This window comes from uncultured Fibrobacter sp., from assembly GCF_900316465.1.
Taxonomy (GTDB): Bacteria; Fibrobacterota; Fibrobacteria; order Fibrobacterales; family Fibrobacteraceae; genus Fibrobacter.
Map to the genome: position 1 here is coordinate 1 of NZ_ONDD01000018.1, position 18,534 is coordinate 18,534.

At 51.1% G+C, this 18,534-nt stretch carries 20 protein-coding genes; 12 read left to right on the plus strand and 8 right to left on the minus strand.

The genetic code is table 11. The annotated features are described in order from the left end of the window. Both QZN53_RS08260 and QZN53_RS08265 read left to right on the plus strand, forming a co-directional pair. Positions 1-1,704, plus strand: a 1,704-nt coding sequence (locus tag QZN53_RS08260; RefSeq protein ID WP_163438544.1) for a class I tRNA ligase family protein, incomplete at its 5' end; no start/stop codon positions are given. A 284-nt stretch (positions 1,705-1,988) separates the two neighbouring features. Continuing rightward, the gene (locus tag QZN53_RS08265; protein ID WP_163438545.1) at positions 1,989-2,876 is read left to right on the plus strand and encodes a hypothetical protein; all 888 of its coding nucleotides are present in this window, start codon (positions 1,989-1,991) and stop codon (positions 2,874-2,876) included. Here QZN53_RS08265 and QZN53_RS08270 read toward each other — a convergent pair. Next, the gene (locus QZN53_RS08270) at positions 2,873-3,421 is read right to left on the minus strand and encodes a hypothetical protein (protein ID WP_088627277.1); all 549 of its coding nucleotides are present in this window, start codon (positions 3,419-3,421) and stop codon (positions 2,873-2,875) included. The genes QZN53_RS08265 and QZN53_RS08270 overlap by 4 nt on opposite strands. A gap of 17 nt (positions 3,422-3,438) precedes the next feature. Continuing rightward, a complete protein-coding gene (locus QZN53_RS08275) occupies positions 3,439-4,083 on the minus strand; it encodes an ABC transporter permease (RefSeq protein ID WP_163438546.1) in 645 nt (214 codons plus the stop codon). Between the two features lie 72 nt (positions 4,084-4,155). Here QZN53_RS08275 and QZN53_RS08280 point away from each other — a divergent pair, with 72 nt between their 5' ends. Both QZN53_RS08280 and rdgB read left to right on the plus strand, forming a co-directional pair. Continuing rightward, on the plus strand, positions 4,156-4,347 hold the full coding sequence (locus tag QZN53_RS08280; RefSeq protein WP_163438547.1) for a TM2 domain-containing protein: 192 nt from the start codon (positions 4,156-4,158) through the stop codon (positions 4,345-4,347). Positions 4,348-4,355: 8 nt separating this feature from the next. Further along, positions 4,356-4,985: an RdgB/HAM1 family non-canonical purine NTP pyrophosphatase gene (gene rdgB, locus QZN53_RS08285; RefSeq protein ID WP_163438548.1), complete on the plus strand. Its 630-nt coding sequence runs from the start codon at positions 4,356-4,358 to the stop codon at positions 4,983-4,985. 99 nt (positions 4,986-5,084) lie between these two features. Here rdgB and QZN53_RS08290 read toward each other — a convergent pair whose 3' ends face one another. Continuing rightward, on the minus strand, positions 5,085-5,957 hold the full coding sequence (locus QZN53_RS08290) for a DUF3078 domain-containing protein (RefSeq protein WP_163438549.1): 873 nt from the start codon (positions 5,955-5,957) through the stop codon (positions 5,085-5,087). Positions 5,958-6,071: 114 nt separating this feature from the next. On the opposite strand from QZN53_RS08290, the gene QZN53_RS08295 reads away from it, so the two are divergent. From QZN53_RS08295 to QZN53_RS08315, 5 genes are all read left to right on the plus strand, one after another. Beyond that, the gene (locus QZN53_RS08295) at positions 6,072-6,575 is read left to right on the plus strand and encodes a hypothetical protein (RefSeq protein WP_163438550.1); all 504 of its coding nucleotides are present in this window, start codon (positions 6,072-6,074) and stop codon (positions 6,573-6,575) included. Between the two features lie 285 nt (positions 6,576-6,860). Then, entirely contained in the window at positions 6,861-7,823 is a 963-nt protein-coding gene (locus QZN53_RS08300; RefSeq protein ID WP_163438551.1) for a DUF2589 domain-containing protein, read from the plus strand. Positions 7,824-7,893: 70 nt separating this feature from the next. Continuing rightward, positions 7,894-8,622 carry a hypothetical protein gene (locus QZN53_RS08305; protein WP_163438552.1) on the plus strand — a complete coding sequence of 243 codons (729 nt, stop codon included), beginning with the start codon at positions 7,894-7,896 and terminating at the stop codon, positions 8,620-8,622. A gap of 11 nt (positions 8,623-8,633) precedes the next feature. Next, a complete protein-coding gene (locus tag QZN53_RS08310; RefSeq protein WP_163438553.1) occupies positions 8,634-9,509 on the plus strand; it encodes a DUF2589 domain-containing protein in 876 nt (291 codons plus the stop codon). A gap of 2 nt (positions 9,510-9,511) precedes the next feature. Beyond that, positions 9,512-9,742 carry a hypothetical protein gene (locus QZN53_RS08315; protein WP_163438554.1) on the plus strand — a complete coding sequence of 77 codons (231 nt, stop codon included), beginning with the start codon at positions 9,512-9,514 and terminating at the stop codon, positions 9,740-9,742. Between the two features lie 82 nt (positions 9,743-9,824). On the opposite strand, the gene QZN53_RS08320 is transcribed toward QZN53_RS08315, so the two are convergent. Genes QZN53_RS08320 through QZN53_RS08330 form a run of 3 tightly spaced genes read right to left on the minus strand, consistent with a single transcriptional unit; the run spans position 9,825 to position 13,291 of the window. Then, positions 9,825-11,096, minus strand: a complete 1,272-nt coding sequence (locus QZN53_RS08320; protein ID WP_072798409.1) for an argininosuccinate synthase — start codon at positions 11,094-11,096, stop codon at positions 9,825-9,827. A gap of 48 nt (positions 11,097-11,144) precedes the next feature. Beyond that, positions 11,145-12,176, minus strand: a complete 1,032-nt coding sequence (gene mtgA, locus QZN53_RS08325) for a monofunctional biosynthetic peptidoglycan transglycosylase (RefSeq protein ID WP_163438555.1) — start codon at positions 12,174-12,176, stop codon at positions 11,145-11,147. Continuing rightward, positions 12,176-13,291 carry a toprim domain-containing protein gene (locus QZN53_RS08330; RefSeq protein ID WP_163438556.1) on the minus strand — a complete coding sequence of 372 codons (1,116 nt, stop codon included), beginning with the start codon at positions 13,289-13,291 and terminating at the stop codon, positions 12,176-12,178. The genes mtgA and QZN53_RS08330 overlap by 1 nt, the downstream gene beginning before the upstream one ends. A 45-nt stretch (positions 13,292-13,336) precedes the next feature. Here QZN53_RS08330 and murB point away from each other — a divergent pair, with 45 nt between their 5' ends. Then, positions 13,337-14,245 (plus strand): UDP-N-acetylmuramate dehydrogenase, encoded by a 909-nt coding sequence (murB, locus tag QZN53_RS08335; protein WP_163438557.1) that lies wholly within the window; start codon positions 13,337-13,339, stop codon positions 14,243-14,245. On the opposite strand, the gene QZN53_RS08340 is transcribed toward murB, so the two are convergent. Further along, a complete protein-coding gene (locus tag QZN53_RS08340) occupies positions 14,242-14,610 on the minus strand; it encodes a VanZ family protein (protein WP_294652477.1) in 369 nt (122 codons plus the stop codon). The genes murB and QZN53_RS08340 overlap by 4 nt on opposite strands. Positions 14,611-14,770: 160 nt before the next feature. On the opposite strand from QZN53_RS08340, the gene QZN53_RS08345 reads away from it, so the two are divergent. Both QZN53_RS08345 and QZN53_RS08350 read left to right on the plus strand, forming a co-directional pair. Further along, positions 14,771-15,964 (plus strand): class I SAM-dependent methyltransferase, encoded by a 1,194-nt coding sequence (locus tag QZN53_RS08345; RefSeq protein WP_163438559.1) that lies wholly within the window; start codon positions 14,771-14,773, stop codon positions 15,962-15,964. 24 nt (positions 15,965-15,988) lie between these two features. Beyond that, a complete protein-coding gene (locus tag QZN53_RS08350) occupies positions 15,989-16,873 on the plus strand; it encodes a hypothetical protein (protein WP_163438560.1) in 885 nt (294 codons plus the stop codon). 2 nt (positions 16,874-16,875) lie between these two features. On the opposite strand, the gene QZN53_RS08355 is transcribed toward QZN53_RS08350, so the two are convergent. Then, positions 16,876-18,420, minus strand: a complete 1,545-nt coding sequence (locus tag QZN53_RS08355) for a family 16 glycosylhydrolase (protein WP_294652482.1) — start codon at positions 18,418-18,420, stop codon at positions 16,876-16,878. Positions 18,421-18,534: the final 114 nt, after the last annotated feature.

The window sequence follows — 18,534 nt, forward strand, 5'->3', positions numbered from 1 at the left end:
ATCGAGCCGTACCTCAGCGACCAGTGGTTCGTGAAGATGGACGTGCTCGCCGAAAACGCGATGAACGCCGTGAAGTCGGGCGAAATCAAGATTATCCCCGAACGTTACGCCAACAAGTATCTGGACTGGCTCGCCGAAAAGCGCGACTGGTGCATCAGCCGTCAGCTCTGGTGGGGCCACCGCATTCCTATCTGGCACACGGACGCTAGCGAAGACGAACTGAAGGCCGCATTCGCGGGCCGCGACGACATCTACTTCTACAAGGCCGAAAACGGCGGCTACCTCGTGTGCAGCCAGGAAGAAGACCTGAAGGAAGACGCCGTTCCGGGTCACGAACTCAAGCAGGAAGAAGACGTGCTTGACACGTGGTTCTCCAGTGGACTCTGGCCGCATTCGACCATGGGCTGGCCGGAAAATACCGACACGCTCAAGCGCTACTACCCCACCAGCGTGCTCGTGACGAGCCGCGACATCATTACGCTGTGGGTCGCCCGCATGGTGCTCTTTAGCCAAGAGAACATGGGCACGGTCCCGTTCCACACGGTGTACATCCACCCGAAGATTCTGGACGGCAATGGCCAGACCATGAGCAAGTCCAAGGGCAACGGCGTGGACCCGATGGATATCGAAGAGAAGTACGGTACCGACGCTCTGCGCTTTGTGATGGCAAGCCTTTGCACCGACAACCAGGACGTGCGCCTGCCGGTGAAGAAGGAAAAGCAGCCGGATGGCCGCGAAATCAACACCAGCGAAAAGTTCGAAATCGGCCGTAACTTCAGCAACAAGCTGTGGAACGCCTGCCGCTTCCTTTACCCGCAGCTCGAACAGGCCGGTGCGCTTGCCGCCGAACTTCCGATGGACAAGAACTTGTTCGCACTCGAAGATAAGTGGATTTTGAGCCGCCTGCAGACGACCATCAAGGACGCCACCCGCATGCTCGAAGAATACCACTTCGCCGAACTCGCCGGGTTCCTGTACCGCTTCGTGTGGGACGACGTCTGCTCCAGCTACTTGGAAATCAAGAAGGCCGTGATCAACAGCGAAACGCTCACCGCCGAGAAGAAGAACGCTATGGCAATTCTCAGCTACGTGCTGAAGAACGTGCTCGACTTGCTCCACCCGGTGATGCCGTTCATTACCGAAGAGCTCAACAGCATCCTGTTCCAGGGCAGCGAAATGGTGATCAGCCGCGCATGGCCCAAGGCCGACGAATCCCTCATCGACGCAAAGATCGAAGCCGCATTCGACCAGGCATTTGCCGTGGTGGAAAGCGTGCGTGGCGTGCGTGGCCGCTACAACGTGAGCCCCGCTACCAAGCTCAGCGCCGTGGTGAGCGTCGATGACGCCGCAACGGAAGCCAGCGTGAAGGACTGCATGGCAATCATCACCGAACTTTCGGGTCTCTCTGACCTGAGCGTCGCCGTGAAAGCCGCAAAGCCGAAGTTCAGTGCCAGCGCCGTGGTTCCCGGTGGCGAGCTCTACATCCCGCTCGAAGGAATCCTCGACCCGGCTGCAGAAATCGCCCGCCTCGAAAAGGAAATCGAGAAGGCCAAGGCATTCGCCGCTTCGATTGAACGCAAACTCTCGAACGAAAAGTTCGTGAGCGGTGCCCCCGAAGCCGTGGTGAACGCCGAACGCACCAAGCTCGCTACGCAGAGAGAAATTATTGCAAAGGATGAAGCAGCCCTTAAGGACTTGCAATAATTTCTCGACAGGACAAATGCATAGGGCGAGAGTCGCAGCCATGCTTGCATGGATATGACCGAGCCCAGCATTTGGTACTTGAGCGAAGCGAAAGTACACATTATCGCCAAAAACGAAGCAGCTCTTAAAGAACTGAAGTAGTCGCAGCGACAATCCATTTTAAAAGAGGTGTTCCTAACGGAGCACCTCTTTTTCGTTGACTAAAATCACTCGTTTTTGACGGCCTTGAAAACGGCTCTCCTTTTTTACTATTTTCTAGAGATGGATTAAAAGGAGAAAAGAGTATGAATTTCACCAAAATTCTATTTGCAGGCGTATTTGCCGCTAGCATCGGAGTCACAACCTTACAGGCTGCAGAATGTAACGTCACCCACCATCAAGGCACAGGTGGCAGCACTGATCCTTACCTAGGGTACCCGGCGACAGCGCTCTACCTTTTCGAAGACAGTTACCTAGACCTTTCCAAGATGAACTTGCGCGAGCCCGCGGTCAAGAATGCTGCCAGCACCGATACAGCGTGGGTGTACAGGTCCGAACTAGATTCCACCATGATCGTGATTGTCACCGAAAAGGTGGTCAAGGTGGCTCGAGTGACCTACTCCGATGACGAGAATTCACGAGTAGATTCCCTTTTCACTGTGAAGCACAAAGACGTGTACAAAGACGAATTTCCGCGCCTGCAGAAGGCGGGAGTTTTCAAGGGTACCGCCGAACAGGCGGATTCCCTCGTGACGCACGTGTTTGAATTGTGCCAAAAATATTATAGCAAGGAATTTGGTTACACCGGCTGCGAATTCAACGGCCCCGAGAAAAGAAGAAGAAACGGAGGAGGGGATGTCGACATTGTCGATGTTCCGCTCGCATATGCGGCCGTTGCCGGCGAATTTACCATCCTTCTTGATACGCTGAACACATGCCCGGACTACAAGTTCCCTGCCGAGGATATTACGGCGATACAGATTTCAAGATTAAACCACGAAGCCAAATTCACGCGAGTTGGCTTTAACCGCTACCATATCGCAGATGTCGCGAGCAACGCTCCGTACAAGTCTTTCAGCTTAAATGGTCAACTGATAGAACGCGGCACCTTGAACAACGGCATTTTTACAGCAAAAAAATTACCCGTCATCCTGATGTTGAATAACGGGCAAAGCGTTTACTTGAAGGATTAACGTTTTTTCTGGTATTCTTCGTATTCGCCGTCTTCCCACTCGCGCTTGTATTGTTCGCAATCTTCTTCGAACTCCGTCGCGTGCATCATAAGTTCATTTATGGGCGCGCCTTGGAAAGATATTACAAAGTAAGAGACTCCGTTTTCGCAGTGTGTTTCAGTGAAATTCCTTTTCCTTGATTTTTCTTCGATACCCTGTTCGAATTCAAGGCACATGGCCGTTTTATTATACGAATTCAAATTGTAATAGGACTGTTCATAATATTGCGTGCCATTGCCGGTTTCATCAAAAGTAATTCTTTCTACATGTCCCTTATAGTTCGGGATATTCAACTTGATCTGTCCCCAGATTTTACCATCTTCATCGGTTCCACTAGTTGCATAGCAATAAAATTCCGGATCGCCATTTTGCGGGAAACTACCCTTTGCGGAAGGTTTTCCACCGTTAGACGGATCAGAATCGGACGCACCGGATGAAGAATCGCCGCAGGCCGTAAAGGCAAGCGCAAGCACTAAGGAACTGATGGCAAAAAGGGCTTTTTTCATATTTTTCCTCTATTACATTACAAGCTTACAAACTTTCGCATGCTCGTGAAAGTCGCCGCAATGCTCAGCAAGACCGACACGACAAGCGTTACGACAGGCACGAACAGCCCGCTCAAGAAAGCCTCGTGACCGAGCTGCACCAACAGCAATAGCGGCACGATAAGAAACAAAGTCAGATGAGTCGCAGCCCGGACCGTCTTAACGCGGAGCGAAACGACAAGCGAAAATGAGGTCGTGAGAAGCACCGCCGAAAGCGCCCCGAGAACAGATGCCACCGCAGACATCGTCGAAATTTCAGGATGCGACACCCAGTAACCGAACTGTGCGAGCAACGCAAACACCACCGGGAACGGAAGAATCGCCAGAAGCTTGCCCCAGAAGAGTTTTGCAGGAGCAATCGGCGCTAGTTGCAGGAGTTCTAGGGAATTACGTTCGCGTTCGCCCGCAAAAGTATCGCCAGCAAGGGGCGAGCCCATGGGCGCCATGAGGCAACCGAGCAAGAGCATCATGTAGCCCTGCATGCCCTCCATAATCTGGCCACCGTAACGCGACACGGCTATGCCCTGGCTAGCCGCCAAAATCACGGGCGGGATAACGAAGGGGATCCAGAATTTCGGGTCCCTGAAAATCAGGCGAAGTTCGTGCTTGAATACGTGAAGCATAAGCCCAATGTAGCAAATAATTCCAAGGTCGCGATTTTCTATATTTGGGCTGCCTTAAACCAAGGAGACTTTATGGCCGCTCAAGGTGAACACAACAAATGGATTGCCCTAGCCCTTTGCATTTTGCTCGGCTACCTAGGACTGCACCGTTTTTACGAAGGTAAAATCTGGACCGGAATCCTTTGGCTTTGCACCGGCGGCCTCTGCGGTGTGGGCATCGTTGTCGACGCGATTCTTATCGTGATGAAACCCGAGCATTATTAATCTAGACTATGAAACACTTATTCGTTATCGCTACAGGCAATCCCGGAAAAATCAGGGACTTCGCCCACATTCTCGGAACCGAGAACAAGGAATTCAAGACGCTCAAGGACATCGGCTTTACAGACGACATTGTTGAAGACGGCGATTCATTCGAAGCAAACGCCATCATCAAGTCTAGTACAGTGGCCAAATGGCTTTGCGAAAAGCACATTGAAGCAAGCGTGCTTGCCGACGATTCTGGCCTTGAAGTGTTCGCTTTGAACGGCGAGCCCGGCATTTACAGCGCCCGCTACTGCGGCTACCATGGCAACGACCAGGCAAACAACGACAAGCTCATGCAAAAACTCGAGGGCGTCAAGGACCGCAGCGCCCGCTACTTCTGCGCACTCTCTTACCAGAAAGTCGCCGAAGTCGACGGCAAGTGGACCGTGACCGAGCCGAAGATTTATGAAGGCGAGTGCCGCGGACAAATCAACTTCGCGCCCGTAGGCGACATGGGATTCGGCTACGACCCGCTATTTGTGCCCGACGGATTCGACCGCACCTTCGCTCAAATGGAGCTTGCGGAAAAGAAAGGCATCAGCCACCGCGGCAACGCCATTCGAGCGATGAAAGCGGATTTAGAAGCCAAGGGCTAGAAATAAAAAAGCCGATGCTGACCTGCGTCAGCATGACTTCAAAAACAAAAAAGTCCCCGAACGGGGACTTTTTTCATGCAATAAAGCCGAGCGGTCTCATTAGAACCAGCGCCAGGTCAGGCCGAAGAGCACCATGCTCTTGTACTGCGTGTCTTCGTCGAGATCCCAGTCGTAGGCCATGTCAAAGCCAACCTGGAGTTCAACGAGCGGAGCAATCATCACAGAGAGCAAGTTTTCCCAAAGGCCGTCGATCTTTTCGACACCTTCGAAGTTGCAGAAGGCCCACAGACGGGTCTTGAAGCTCACGATGTCAGAGAAGGCATACTTGGCTTCGGTGATAGATTCGAGACCGGGTTCGTCACGGAACTTTTCGAACTTTTCGGTATCCGGATCGTCAGCGTAACCGTAACCGTTAGAAATGGTCATGCGGTTAGCAAAACCGAGACGCTGAGAGAAGTTGTCGTTCGGAATGTAAGCAAGACCGGCGAGCTGAGTTTCGTATGCCGGATCCATGAAGCTGGAAATTGCCTTCTTGACTTCGTTGCCATCTTCGTCTTCGCTATATTCGTAGCCAGCCATGAACTGAGTTTCAAAGCGGTTACCGATATAGGGTTTCAGGACTTCGGTCATGTTGAAGTCGAGCATAGATTCCCAGAAGAGACGGTCGTTGGACTTGCGCTTACCCACGCCCTTAGTCCATGTCTGACCGAGGTCGATGTCGATGAGGTTACGCCAGTTAGCAACCTTCCACTTACCCTGCACGTCGGCATCGTAGGTCACGAGCCAAGTGTAGTTGGAGGTACCGTCCTTCTGCCAGTTGCTGAAGTTGTACCAGTTATAACGAACAGCTGCGACAACGTCGGCAGTCCAGTTTTCGGGGAGAGCCCCTTCGAACATGCCACCTTCAGCCATTGCAGGAGCGGCGAAAGCGCAAGCAAATGCGCAAGCCTTGATAAGTGATTTCATCTTCATATTGATTCCTTTTTTGTGGCCCGTGCTACGGCGAGCCGAGTTTTATGCAAAACAATATAGGAATAAAAACAGATTTTTGCGAGTATAATCGTATGTTTTGTCTATATTTGGACTATGTTTCGTGCTTTTTTTAGATCCCTGCTTTTTGTAGTCCTTTTTGCCTCTGTTTTTAGTTTCGCCGGAGACTGGCGCTTTAGTGCCGGTGCAGGCATACGCAACCAGACTCCAGTTGTGCTGATTGGAGGCGTCGGCTACAACAACTTGATGGTCTACCTGCAGGGAATGGGCATGAGCAAAGGCGAGAACCACTTTTGGTGCGGCTACCGCGGCAGCCTGCTCTGGACCTTCTTTAAAGAGTTCCCGTTCCACTTTGACACAGGCCTTGGCCTCGGCTACGAATACGCCGAAGCCCCGAACAAAATGCACCAGGCGATCAACAAAGCTAACGAAGGCAAGTACACATTCCCCCACAACTATAAAGAAACTGCCGATCTTTCGCTTGAACTTTGGACTCACCTTTACGGCATCTATACACAAATCAGCGTCCCTATCAATCGCTACCGCGAACACGATGTAAAAAAGCTCCTCTGGGGAGCCGGATACATGTTTGAATTCTAGAAACGAACGCTATTGTAATCACAGCGTATTACATTTAAAATCACCCCGGATAAAACCGGGGATTTTTTATTAAAAAACTCTTGATAAATTCGGAAAAATAATTTTTACATACAAATGACATTTTTCCAAACAACGTAATACGTGGTTAAAACACACATAATCACGACGACAACTTTGTTCGAAATATTACTTACAAATACGTTATTTTTATAATATGACAAAGCGCAAAAATTATTTATAAATTACAAAAAGCCTATTTTAAACCAGTCTAAAAAGGAGACTTATATGGCAATAGATACAACAGCAGGAACCGTCGCACAGAACATGTTGAACGGTATTGATTACAGTGCCCTTATTGGTGGACCGTTGCAGGCCGCGATTTCCGCACAGGCAATGGCAGCAAAGTCCTCTTGGGAATTTATTCAGCAAGTCGGCTTGAACACCACTTCTGACGGTCACAAGGAAGCTGTCAACGTGACGTTCACCTACCAGAAAGACGGTAATCTCACCACCATGATTGTTCCTATCCTGACGATCGTTCCGATTCCCATGATTGTGATTGATGACATCAGCATCGATTTCAAGGCATCCATCAACGCCTCTTCTTCGTCTTGCACCGAAAATTCGGAATCCACAGCACTCGATGTCGGTGGCGAAGCCAAGGCAAAGCTTGGTTGGGGTCCGTTCAGCCTTTCCATTACCGCTAGGGCTAACTACTCCAGCAAAAAGGATTCCAAGGCAACGTCTGAATCCCGCTACTCTGTAGAATACACGCAGGATGTTCATGTTCACGCAAAGCAGGCTGACGTTCCGGCCGGTCTTGCTACGGTTCTGAACATTCTCACCATGTCTGCTATGGGTGACGCCGGTGTTGACGGTAAGATTGATGTCGAAAAGAGCGAAATCACTCCGACTCCGGGCGATGAACAGTCCTGCAACATTTCGATTACGAATGCTAGCGGCCTACTCGCCAAGGGTGCAAAGATCAAGATTAAGCCTGTTGCCGCAGAAGGCTCCGGTTTCCAGAATCTTAAAGTCACCTATGATCACATCAAGAAGGCTGTCGAACCCGATACAGAAATTGAACTTCCCAAGGGCAATACGACTCTGTACTTCTCCATTGATGAAAACAAGCCTCTGCCGCCGATGACCCTGGAACTCACCGCCACGGTCAACAGCAAACAGACTCTCACGGGAGAAATCCTCATCAACGAAGTCAAGGCCATCGAAAACAAGCCCCAAGCCTAACGCTAACCTAACTTCATAAACATTTCCCGGACTGGAGTAAAATCCAGTCCGGGAGCATCTAAAAAAAACTATGCCTAAGTTAAATTCAGTTATCGCATCTATCCTCGATTCGCTTGACAGTGCTCAGCACAAAAGCAATCTTACCACTAGCCAACTTGCCGAGCAGTACAGAACTGACAACACTCTCAAGTACCTGCAGCTCCCCAACGCCGTCATGTCAGAAGTGGACATCACTTTGCGTTACGCCATCAACAGCTATTCTAACCCGGTGATGCTAAAGAAAAGCCTCACAGAGTCAAACGATGCAACATTGGCCAAAGAAGCGAAATTCACGCCCAAAGTGCTGAACCGTACAGCCAACCGAACCGTCGCTGAAAATCTCTACGCCAAACTTGAACCGAATCTGTCCAGGAATGCCAAAGAAATTCTTGCCGATAGCACCAAGAAAGAAATCCTGATTAGCAGAATTCAAGACACACTCTATACTTCTGGTAAAAATCAAAAGTCTGCAGACGACACAACAACAGCGGTATTAAAGACCATTAACGAGTCGCTCTCAGAAAACAACGAAGTCGCTACAGCCGAAAAAAAGGCATTGACGGATCTGATTGCTAACGCAAGACAAAGAGTCTTCACCGTTTCTGCATCAGAGGACATTGGCGATCTCGACGTCATTATCGACGCTAACGCCCTTGCAGACATGCCTGAAGAGGCGATTCAGACTTTACACATTACAACGAAAATGCAAAACTACCGTTGGATTGAAGGCGACACCGGTGAATTCGTTCCCGTTGACTAAAAGGAGCATCCATGTCACAAACATCAACTCTTGAAAACATATTTTTCACTCCGATTAACGCCATTATCTCTGCGGATTTCATGGCGGCGAAAAGGACGGCCGATTTCATTAATGAATACGGCTTTACTAACGAAAAAGATCAAATCGACAACGACACCACCGATGTCGGAAATCTGAAAAAGACCTCTTTCCGCTATAATCAAGTGGGTGCAAACGGAGAGCCTATCACGAAGGTGATGACGCTTCCGACCCTGTCGATGATTCCCCTGCCCCTTTTGCATGTTGACCAAGCGGATTTCGACTTTGCCGTTCGTGTCATAGACACCGAAAACGACAATAAAACAAAGCTGACCGACTCTGCACCTGTCGTCGAAACGAAAAAAATCATTGCAACTCTTGCCGCGCAAACAGACAAGAACAAAAAAAGCAATGAAAGCAGCCCGCACCTTGACGCAAACATTTACGTGAAGGTAAAAGTGGTGCAATCCGACATGCCGGCCGGCTTGAGCAACCTTTTAGCCTTAATGGGCACAAACACGCAGAACGTTCCCCTGGAACAGATTATTCCTCGTGAAAACACGGTCAAGCTGGAAATCGGAAAGGGCGCCGAATCTGCAATCACCTTGAAGGACCCGCTAACGAACCTGCCGATTGCAAACGAACTGATTACCGTTTACTATGACGAATCTACAGAGCTGTCTCTTTCTAGCGAAAAGAAGCACTGGGGCAACGGTCTTTCCATGGTTACTAATAGCCAGGGTACGATTCCTTGGGTCGCAAGCATCAAGAACCATGGTCAGGTCAAAGGCGGCATGACCCAAAAGGTTACATTTACTCATAGCAATGGTTCCACGTGCGCCGTTGACATTTACTTCTACGAGAAATAACTATGGAAGAAAAAACGTACAACTCCCCCACAGGCATTCTTTGCCCCGTTTGCAAAAAAGGAATTATCAAGCTTTCTCTTCACGATTTCTTGACCAATTCCTCGACAAGGTGCCCCATTTGCGGGACCGACTTCAGAATGGACAAAAAGAAGTGCGCTGGTGTTATCAACAAGCTGCATGAACTTGATGTCGCGACCACCGAAGTCAACCGTCTCAAGCACCAGAGTCTCTAAATACTATAAACCTAACTTAGGCAAAAAAAAAGATCCGCCGGCATTCGCCGACGGGTCTTCTTAATTTTGAAAGTAATAACGACTACTTCTTCGGGAGCACAACCGGCTTGCCGAAGTCGACGTTGGTCTTGTTGCCGAGCAACAGGGCGCGCGTCTTGAGCGGGAGGCCGTAGCAGCGGATGAAGCCCGTTGCGTCCTTCTGGTCGTACATGTCGACGTCGGTGAATCCGCCGAGGCCCATGTCGTAGAGGCTGTAGGGGCTCTTGATGCCGGCCGGAATGATGTTACCCTTGTAGAGCTTGAGGGTCACGTCACCGGTAACAACCTTGTTCACTTCAGCGAAGAAGGCGTCCATAGCCTGGCGGAGCGGAGTGAACCACTGGCCATTGTACACGAGGTTGGCATAGGTCATAGACATCTTCTGGGCTTCGAACAAAGTTTCCTTGTCGAGCACGAGCTGCTGCAGGCATTCGTGAGCCTTGTACAGGAGCGTGCCACCCGGAGTTTCGTACACGCCGCGGCTCTTGAGGCCGACAAGGCGGTTTTCAACGATGTCCAAAAGACCGCAAGCGTTCTTGCCGCCAATCTTGTTCAGGTATTCGAGGAGTTCGACAGCGCCCATCTTCTTGCCGTCGATAGCCACCGGATTACCCTTATCGAAGGTAATCGTCACGTGATCGGCCTTGTTCGGGGCCTTTTCATACGTGTTGGTGTGCTTGAGGAATTCGTACTTGTGTTCCTGTTCCGGGAATTCCAGAACGCCACCTTCGTGAGAGAGGTGCCACAGGTTACCGTCTTCGGAGTAAATCTTCTTCTTGCTGATGCCGTTCAGCGGAATCTTGTGAGCGGCAGCGTAGTCGATAGCGTCTTCGCGGCTATGGAACGTCCACTTCGGGTCCTTCCACGGAGCGATGATTTCGAGCTTCGGGTTGAGAGCGGCGTAGGTCAGTTCGAAACGGACCTGGTCGTTACCCTTACCGGTAGCACCGTGAGCAACAGCGTAGGCGCCTTCCTTTTCAGCAATCTTCACCTGATACTTGGCGATGAGCGGACGGGCGAAAGAAGTACCCAGGAGGTAGGTACCTTCGTACTTGGCACCGGCGCGAACGGTCGGCCAAACGTAGTCTTCGAGGAATTCCTTCTTGAGGTCGAGAACGTAGCACTTGGAAGCGCCAGTCTTCAAAGCCTTGTCTTCGAGGGCCTTAGCGTCCGGGAAGTCGTTCTGACCGAGGTCGGCGGCGAAAGCGATCACTTCGCAGTCGTAGTTTTCCTTGAGCCAGGGGATGATGATGGAAGTATCGAGTCCACCGCTATAAGCGAGGACAACCTTCTTCTTGGATTCTTTCTTAGCCATTTTTAGCGTCCTTTAAGAAAATTTTAGACAAGTCAAATATAGAAACTTTTATTTCTTTTTTGTAGAGGCTTTCGCGGGAGCTTTCGCCGACTTTTCAGAGGTCTTCAACGAATTTTTCTCCGGAGCCTTCTCGGGCTTTTTGTCCGGGTTTTTAGCCGGGCTCTTTTCTATAGATTTTTCCGATGCCTTTGCCTTGGCAGCACTGTCTTTGGGAATCGGAGCCATCAGCTGGCGCAAGGAATCCACCAGCACGCTGTCCTTCTTGGGGAACATGTTCTGGTAAATCACGGCACGGCGCTTGGCCATAAACTGACTTTCGCGCATGTGCGGGTGGTGCTTGCCCGGGCTTGCGAGCATGGCGGCCAGGTTGATTGCCTGGTCGACGCTCAGTTTGGCGCAGCTCTTCTTGTAATAGGTGCGGCAGGCTTCCTGGCAGCCGAAAATGTCCTTGCCCCACTGGGCGTAATTCAGGTACAGTTCCAGAATACGGTCCTTGCCGAGCTCATGTTCCATCAACAAGGCGTAGGCCAGTTCCTTGAACTTGCGGTTGAAGGAGCGTTCGCCACTCAAGAACAAGTTCTTTGCGAGCTGTTGCGTAATCGTGGAGCCACCAAACTTGGTCTTCCCCGCCATCTGGTTTGCGTCCAAGGCTTCGGCAATGGCACGAATGTCAAAACCCGGGTGGAAATAGAAACCGGCATCTTCGCTTGCAATAACAGCCTTGCGCAGGTACGGGCTAATAGAATCGAGCGGCACATAGGTATGCTTGATTTCGATATTCGGGTTCGAATCGCGCAGGGCCTCCATGTACTTGCTCATTTCGGGCTGAGTATCTTTAAGTTGTGCCACGCCGTCATAAATATCGTAGCCGTAAATAAAGGCGCGGTACAAGGCGTAAGAGGCCGCCACCGAGAAAATGGCGGAATAGATAATCAGGATTAACAAAGCCTGACGGATAATGAAATTGATTGTACGGTAAAGCCACTTGAGTATAAACCCAGCTACCTTCGCAAACTTGGTTCCAACGAACCACTTAAAAAAGTCCTTGACCTTACCAAAATACAACTTCACTTTATCCATTACTTCTTTCCTCCGAACCAATCATTGATGTCTTCACCTTCTTTCATGGCCGTGGGCAAGTTTTCCATTCCTTCGCCTAAAATTACATTATGAATGCCCGCTTGCGTGAACAAGTTCCCGATATATTCCATACCAGAGCGGCCCGCTTCATCGTGATCCAGACAAAGTACCACATTTTTGTTTCTAAAAAGATTCAACCACTCCACTTTAAAGCTGCGGACACCCGGAATTCCGACCGCATTGATCCTTTGTCCTAAAAAGGTGAGCGTATCGACCACGCCTTCGCACAAATAGACCCAGCCCGGCTTTTGGTCCAGCGCCACCATATTGTACGGGTACGGCACCGTGCCGCGCAAGTTCAGCTCCTTGGGCACAACCGTGTTATCGATAGCACGCGATTGGAAATAGAACGCTCTGCGTTGCGGGTCCAGATACGGGAAAATCAGCGGGTGCTTGTAGTAACGCAAATGGCCCTTGTCGTTAAAGAGACCCACGTACTTCAGCACCTCTTCACCAAAGTCCGCCTTGAGGCTGTTGTTCACCTCTTCGTAATTGCTAATGGTGCGCAAAAGCATCTTGTCCCACACGGGTTTGTAGATGCGGCGGCGAGCGAGCCACTTACCTGCAGGTGTATTGTCGACAGGGCTTAAACGCTTGAGGAACGAAAGGATAATTTTCTTTCGGTCGTCTTCAGAAACAAGGGGCGGCTCTTCGGGTTCCACCGGGCGGACCATTTCGGGCACCGGTCGTGCATTCACCGGCGCATGACCTTGCGTCATCTGCGCGCGTTCAGTCAGGCGGTCCATTTCTTTACGAGCAGAGGGCGGCACCAAGAACGGGTACTGCGCCATGAGCCAGCCAAGGGCTTCGACAAAACTGCAATCCTTTACAATCTGCACCAACGAAATCACGTCACCGCGGACATCGTCGCAAACCCAGCAACGGAACGTTCCGCGTTCTTCGGAAATTGAAACCGACGGCGTACGGTCACCATGCGTGTGACGCTGCGGAAAAAAACAACGGCACTTGCCATGGGATACATCTACCCCCAGGCTCTGCGCGACGGCGGTAATCGAAATCGCCGACTTAAATTGTTTCAGTTCCTCGTTAGTCATCGCGAGGTAATATACAATTTTTCTTGGCAAAGCTATATTTACAATATGCAGATTCTCGAAAACGAATTGATGAGCAAGCACACCTCCTTTAAAGTGGGTGGGTCCGCACGCTATTACGTGAAGGCGGAAACCATACAAGACCTTCAAAATGCGCTGGAAATGACCCGCGAAAAAGGTCTTCCCTCCTTTATTTTAGGGAACGGAACGAATCTGCTTGTCTCGGACAAGGGTTTTGAAGGCGTTGTCATCACGCTGGCCGGAGAATTTTCTGCCATCGAAGATTTAGGAAACGGGGCATTCAAGGTCGGAGCGGCCACCCCACTCGGCAGGTTCGCCCGTAGTGTACTCAAGCAGGGTTTTGCAGGCATCCACAAGCTCGCCGGAATTCCGGGAACTTTGGGCGGTGCAATCTACATGAACGCTGGAGCCTATGGCCAAGAAATCAAAACCTGCTGCACGCAAGTCACCGTTCTTGACAGCGACGGAAACATTCGCGAAATTTCTAACGCCGACTGCGCCTTCGGGTATAGACAAAGTATTTTCCAGAAGAACAAGGCCATCATCCTCTCGGCGACATTCCAGTTCCCCGCCGCCAGCGCAGAAGGCAAGACTGTCGCTGACCTCGAAGCGGAACTCGCCGAATGCATGGCCAAGCGCAAAGCAAGCCAGCCGCTCAACATGCCGAACGCAGGCTCCACCTTCAAGCGCCTCGAGCATGGCACCGCCGACATGCCGCAACAAATCGCGCCGGGCTATTACATTGAACAAGCGGGCCTCAAGGGTTACCGCATCGGCGGAGCCGAGGTCAGCACCGTGCACGCAAACTTCATCGTAAACGCAGGCGGCGCTACCGCCAATGACATCAAGCAATTAAGCGAATACGTTCAGCAGAAAGTCGCCGAGAAATTCGGGATTGAGTTGAAGCGCGAAATTATTCTGCTCGGAGAATTTTAGTCTTCTGCGACGGGTTGCTTTTCCGGCACCGGATCAAAGCGATTCAAGATTCGCGTGACAACGGCGTAAACAATGCCGCCCGTGAGCCCACCGGACAAGTCAGCCACCAAGTCAAGCACGCTGCTGTCGCGGCCTTCCACAAAACTCTGGTGGTATTCGTCGGTACAGCCGTAAATCAAAGCGAGTACACCTACCACAAGCACACGCAGCCACTGGCGCTTGGACCATTCGCCCCGAGTCCAGAGCATGGCATAGCAGCCGGCAAGCGTTGCGTATTCGCAAAAGTGGGCCAGTTTATCCCAAATATGCGGAAAATCCTGCAGCTGTTCATTCGTCAGCGAAGAAATCTTAAAAATGATCGCCATGCAGAGCACGCAGGGCACCGCTCTAAAGAAGGGGTATTTGTCAAATAGCGATTCAAACATCTTAGGTATGAGGTCGCGCCTTTGGCGCTTTGAGGTATGGGCCCAAAGATAGAAAAAGAGAGCATCTTCAAAAGTCTACATTATTTCTAAATTTGAATCCATGAAAGCAATTACCTTGAAAGCCGGACGCGAAAAGTCCGCACTGCGTTATCACCCCTGGATTTTTAGCGGAGCCGTTGACGAAGTCATCGGCGACCCGGAACTTGGCGACACCGTTGAAGTTTACAGCTACAAGAGCGACTTTCTGGGTCTTGCGGCGTACTCGCCCAAGTCCCAGATCCGCGGGCGCTTCTGGACGTTCGGCGAAAAGGCAAACATTGACCGCGAATTTTTTAGCGACTTGCTCGACCGCGCGATCGCTGCACGCAAGAGCCGCGGCTTTGACATCGATGACAAGGAATCCGCATTCCGTCTGATTAACGCCGAGAACGACGGCATTCCAGGCTGCATTATCGACAAATACGCCGACATTTATTCCGTGGAAATCTTGGCCGCCGGCGCTGAAGTCCACCGCAAAGACATTTATGAACTGCTCGCCGAAAAGACGCACTGCCGCGGCATCTACGAACGCTGCGATTCTGACGTGCGCAAAAAAGAAGGCCTGCAGCTGCGTACCGGTTGCGTCTACGGCGAAGTGCCCGATGAACCTGTCATCATCAACGAAAACGGAATTCTCTTCCCCATTGACGTGAAGAATGGCCACAAGACCGGTTACTATCTGGACCAGCGCGACGCCCGACGCCGCATTGGTGAAATTTCCAAGGGCAAGAAAGTTCTGAACTGTTTCTGCTATACCGGCGGCTTCGGGCTTTACGCTCTCCGCGGCGGTTGCGAAAAAGTTTATCAGGTGGATGTTTCCAAGGACGCTCTCAAGCTCGCCAAGGAAGGCATCATGCGCAACAAGCTCAGCACCGCCCACGCCACCCATGTGGAAGCCGACGTGTTCCAGTACCTGCGCAAGTGCCGCGACAAGGCCGAAACCTTCGACCTCATCGTGCTGGACCCGCCCAAGTTCGTGGAAAGCAAGGACAACCTGCAGAAGGGCGCCCGCGGCTACAAGGACATTAACTTGCTCGCCATGAAGCTTTTGGCCGAAGGCGGCATGCTCGCGACCTTTAGCTGCTCGGGCCTCATGGAAATGGACTTGTTCCAGAAGATTATCGCGGATGCCGCCGCCGATGCGAGACGGCGCGTTCAAATCATTGAACGCTTCGGCCAACCCGCCGACCACCCCGTGAATACGGCCTTCCCCGAAGGACAATACCTGAAGGGATTGCTCGTTCAAGTTGTGTAACACTTCCGGGGGGAAGGGGAAACAATGAGGCATTTTCATTTAAAAGCTTTGCTGGCGGGATTCTCTTGCGCGGTCCTTTTTACGGGCTGTTCCAACCCAATCTACAGGCAAGGCAACCTGACGCAAGGCACCTTCGAAATCGGCGTTCCCGACAACTTTACCGGTGTCGGCAAAGAACTCCCGAACAACTCTTCGATCAAAGGATTTTCTCTTTCGCTCAACTATACTACGAAAGACGAAATGAAAATGAAGGATGTCCACAACGCCGAACTGAAAGAAAGCGACATTGACCCCTTAGTTTCCGACGATGACGACTATACCATCATGTCGAGAACCAAGATCAAGGACTTCCGCTACAAGCGAAACCGCTTCCCCGTCTCATTTGCTTTCACTCACCTGTTCAAATCGAGTAACGCCTTGTCAGGTGGTTATTCCATCGGGTTTGATCCCGGCCTATACGCGCGCGTCTCTGGCGGAATCAACAAGGAACATTTCGAAGTGGGCGCTTACTTTGACTTAGGACTCTACGACCTAGGCGATGTTTCTTTTGACTACTACGAATGCACCACCTATACGAAAAGCACGGGCTGCACCGAAACATCTGAAGTCAAGCATTTCAAAGAAAAGAACGTATGGCAAGTTCGCCTTGGCGGCGGAGCCTACACCTCTTTCTACTGGAACAGTTTCGCCCTCTCCTACTCGCCGATGATCTACTTGCCCGCCATCGAGCAGGATTTCGGTTTCAGGACACGCGTTGACTTACCCTTCGTGTTGAGCCAATACATCGGCGCCTCCAAGTGGATCAACAACCACTGGAAAGTTTCTCTCGGAGCAACTCTCCTCAGCAGTCTCTACTTTAACGGCGGAGTCTACCCGACCGCCAACACATCGCTTGGATATTGGTTCTAGTTTTACTTCTTGAACCGTTTGACATCAAAGCGCTTGCCGTCGCTTACCGCGATATGGTACAAACCGACGGGCAACGAACTTACATTCAACGCAACTCCGTACATAATCTGCTTGCGCATGACTTCACGGCCCTGCAAATCCAGAACGCGAACCGTCGCGCCATTCTTGAAGGCACTTGCCAGTTCTACAAACAACTGGCCGTCGGCGTAATGCACCGAAGTTCCGTACACGTTTGCGAAATTGCCTAGATTCGGGAGCGCAGTCTTGCCGGTGTCAGTTACAGACGTATCTTTCTTCGTCGTATCCTTCGAGGGAACAACATCGTCCTTGCCGAGCAGGCGCCACATCTGGTTCCATTCCCAGTCATCGGCCCAACTCTGCACCACGCGTTCGCCATCCGTGGTCGCACGCAGGTACATGTTACTGTGCTGCATCTTCATGCGCACCACGGAGCCTTCGTAGCCGGACTGTTTTTCCATCACGACCTTCTGGTGTCCACCCGCATTCCACTTGTACAGCCCCATCGTAATACCAGCATCCGTCGATTCGTTCGGAGTGTCAATGGACATGTCGCCAAAGTTAATGCGGTATGTCGTCGAAGAAAGCGGAGTAATCGTTACGACGGCAGCATCGGAATTGCAATCGCCAAGCGCAAGTTTATCTTCAGCAGTCCGCACCATGCAGGTTCCAAAATTCATCGAGAAGATGCGTACCGTATCAGGCTTTGCGGGCTTGGCCTGCCACACACGCACCCAGTCCGCTTCAAAATACGCAGGCTTGTCGGTCGTAATATCAATGTCATCGCCAGCCCAGCCACCAATAGCCAGATTCACGATAATGTACTGCGCCGCAAGCTGCTTGATTTCAGTCGGGCGATTGTAGCTTGCGAACTTTTTATCGTCAAAGTAAAAGCTGAGAGTACCTTCGTCCCATTCCACGCCGTAGTTGTGGAATCCTGCGGAACGATCCACATCGTCATCCTTGTGGCCGCCGAAAGAGGCTTCGTGGTCCCAAGCCGAGCCATGGCTATTGTACCAGCTCGGATCGGTGTAATGCAAGTAGTAATGGTGCTGTTTGCGCGAAGCAGGAATTTCCAAGATGTCGATTTCGGGAGGCCAGCCGTCTTGCAGCGTCCAGAAGGCAGGCCAGGTTCCCTTTTGCGAAGGAGCCTTGAAGCGGCCTTCGATGTAGCCGTACTTGACTTCGAATTTTCCCTTGGTATCGATGGCACCCGAAGTGTAGTCCACCGGAATTTCCTTGCCGTTGAACTTCGCCGTTCTTCCGCTAGCATCGGGGTGCTTTTTCTTTTCGCCTTTCAGCTTGAGCGTACCGTCAGAAACAATTACGTTTTCTGCAGCGCAATAGGCACGATGGTTGTGAGTGGGGCCCCAGTTGTACGTCGGGTTCCATTTGGATTTATCAAGACTTGTACCGTCGAAGTTGTCTTCGAACACTTTTTCCCAACCGCTAAAATTCGACGGCGGGTCGGCGAACGCGAACGACGCCGACAAAGCCACAATACTCGAGATTACAAAACGTTTTTTCATATCCAATCCTCACCCAACACTTGCCTCTTAAATATACTTTTAAAAAGCCTTTTCACAAAGAAAAAAATCGGTAGCAGGCAAAAAAGAACGCTTGCAACCGGGATTGCAAGCACT

Coding starts and splice junctions, on each gene's coding strand:
- QZN53_RS08330 (WP_163438556.1), bottom strand. CDS start 13,291: ATGACTAACGAGGAACTGAAACAATTTAAGTCGGCGATTTCGATTACC.
- QZN53_RS08350 (WP_163438560.1), top strand. CDS start 15,989: ATGAGGCATTTTCATTTAAAAGCTTTGCTGGCGGGATTCTCTTGCGCG.
- QZN53_RS08300 (WP_163438551.1), top strand. CDS start 6,861: ATGGCAATAGATACAACAGCAGGAACCGTCGCACAGAACATGTTGAAC.
- QZN53_RS08290 (WP_163438549.1), bottom strand. CDS start 5,957: ATGAAGATGAAATCACTTATCAAGGCTTGCGCATTTGCTTGCGCTTTC.
- murB (WP_163438557.1), top strand. CDS start 13,337: ATGCAGATTCTCGAAAACGAATTGATGAGCAAGCACACCTCCTTTAAA.
- QZN53_RS08275 (WP_163438546.1), bottom strand. CDS start 4,083: ATGCTTCACGTATTCAAGCACGAACTTCGCCTGATTTTCAGGGACCCG.
- QZN53_RS08265 (WP_163438545.1), top strand. CDS start 1,989: ATGAATTTCACCAAAATTCTATTTGCAGGCGTATTTGCCGCTAGCATC.
- QZN53_RS08270 (WP_088627277.1), bottom strand. CDS start 3,421: ATGAAAAAAGCCCTTTTTGCCATCAGTTCCTTAGTGCTTGCGCTTGCC.
- rdgB (WP_163438548.1), top strand. CDS start 4,356: ATGAAACACTTATTCGTTATCGCTACAGGCAATCCCGGAAAAATCAGG.
- QZN53_RS08340 (WP_294652477.1), bottom strand. CDS start 14,610: ATGGCGATCATTTTTAAGATTTCTTCGCTGACGAATGAACAGCTGCAG.
- QZN53_RS08345 (WP_163438559.1), top strand. CDS start 14,771: ATGAAAGCAATTACCTTGAAAGCCGGACGCGAAAAGTCCGCACTGCGT.
- QZN53_RS08310 (WP_163438553.1), top strand. CDS start 8,634: ATGTCACAAACATCAACTCTTGAAAACATATTTTTCACTCCGATTAAC.
- QZN53_RS08315 (WP_163438554.1), top strand. CDS start 9,512: ATGGAAGAAAAAACGTACAACTCCCCCACAGGCATTCTTTGCCCCGTT.
- QZN53_RS08305 (WP_163438552.1), top strand. CDS start 7,894: ATGCCTAAGTTAAATTCAGTTATCGCATCTATCCTCGATTCGCTTGAC.
- QZN53_RS08355 (WP_294652482.1), bottom strand. CDS start 18,420: ATGAAAAAACGTTTTGTAATCTCGAGTATTGTGGCTTTGTCGGCGTCG.
- QZN53_RS08320 (WP_072798409.1), bottom strand. CDS start 11,096: ATGGCTAAGAAAGAATCCAAGAAGAAGGTTGTCCTCGCTTATAGCGGT.
- mtgA (WP_163438555.1), bottom strand. CDS start 12,176: ATGGATAAAGTGAAGTTGTATTTTGGTAAGGTCAAGGACTTTTTTAAG.
- QZN53_RS08280 (WP_163438547.1), top strand. CDS start 4,156: ATGGCCGCTCAAGGTGAACACAACAAATGGATTGCCCTAGCCCTTTGC.
- QZN53_RS08295 (WP_163438550.1), top strand. CDS start 6,072: ATGTTTCGTGCTTTTTTTAGATCCCTGCTTTTTGTAGTCCTTTTTGCC.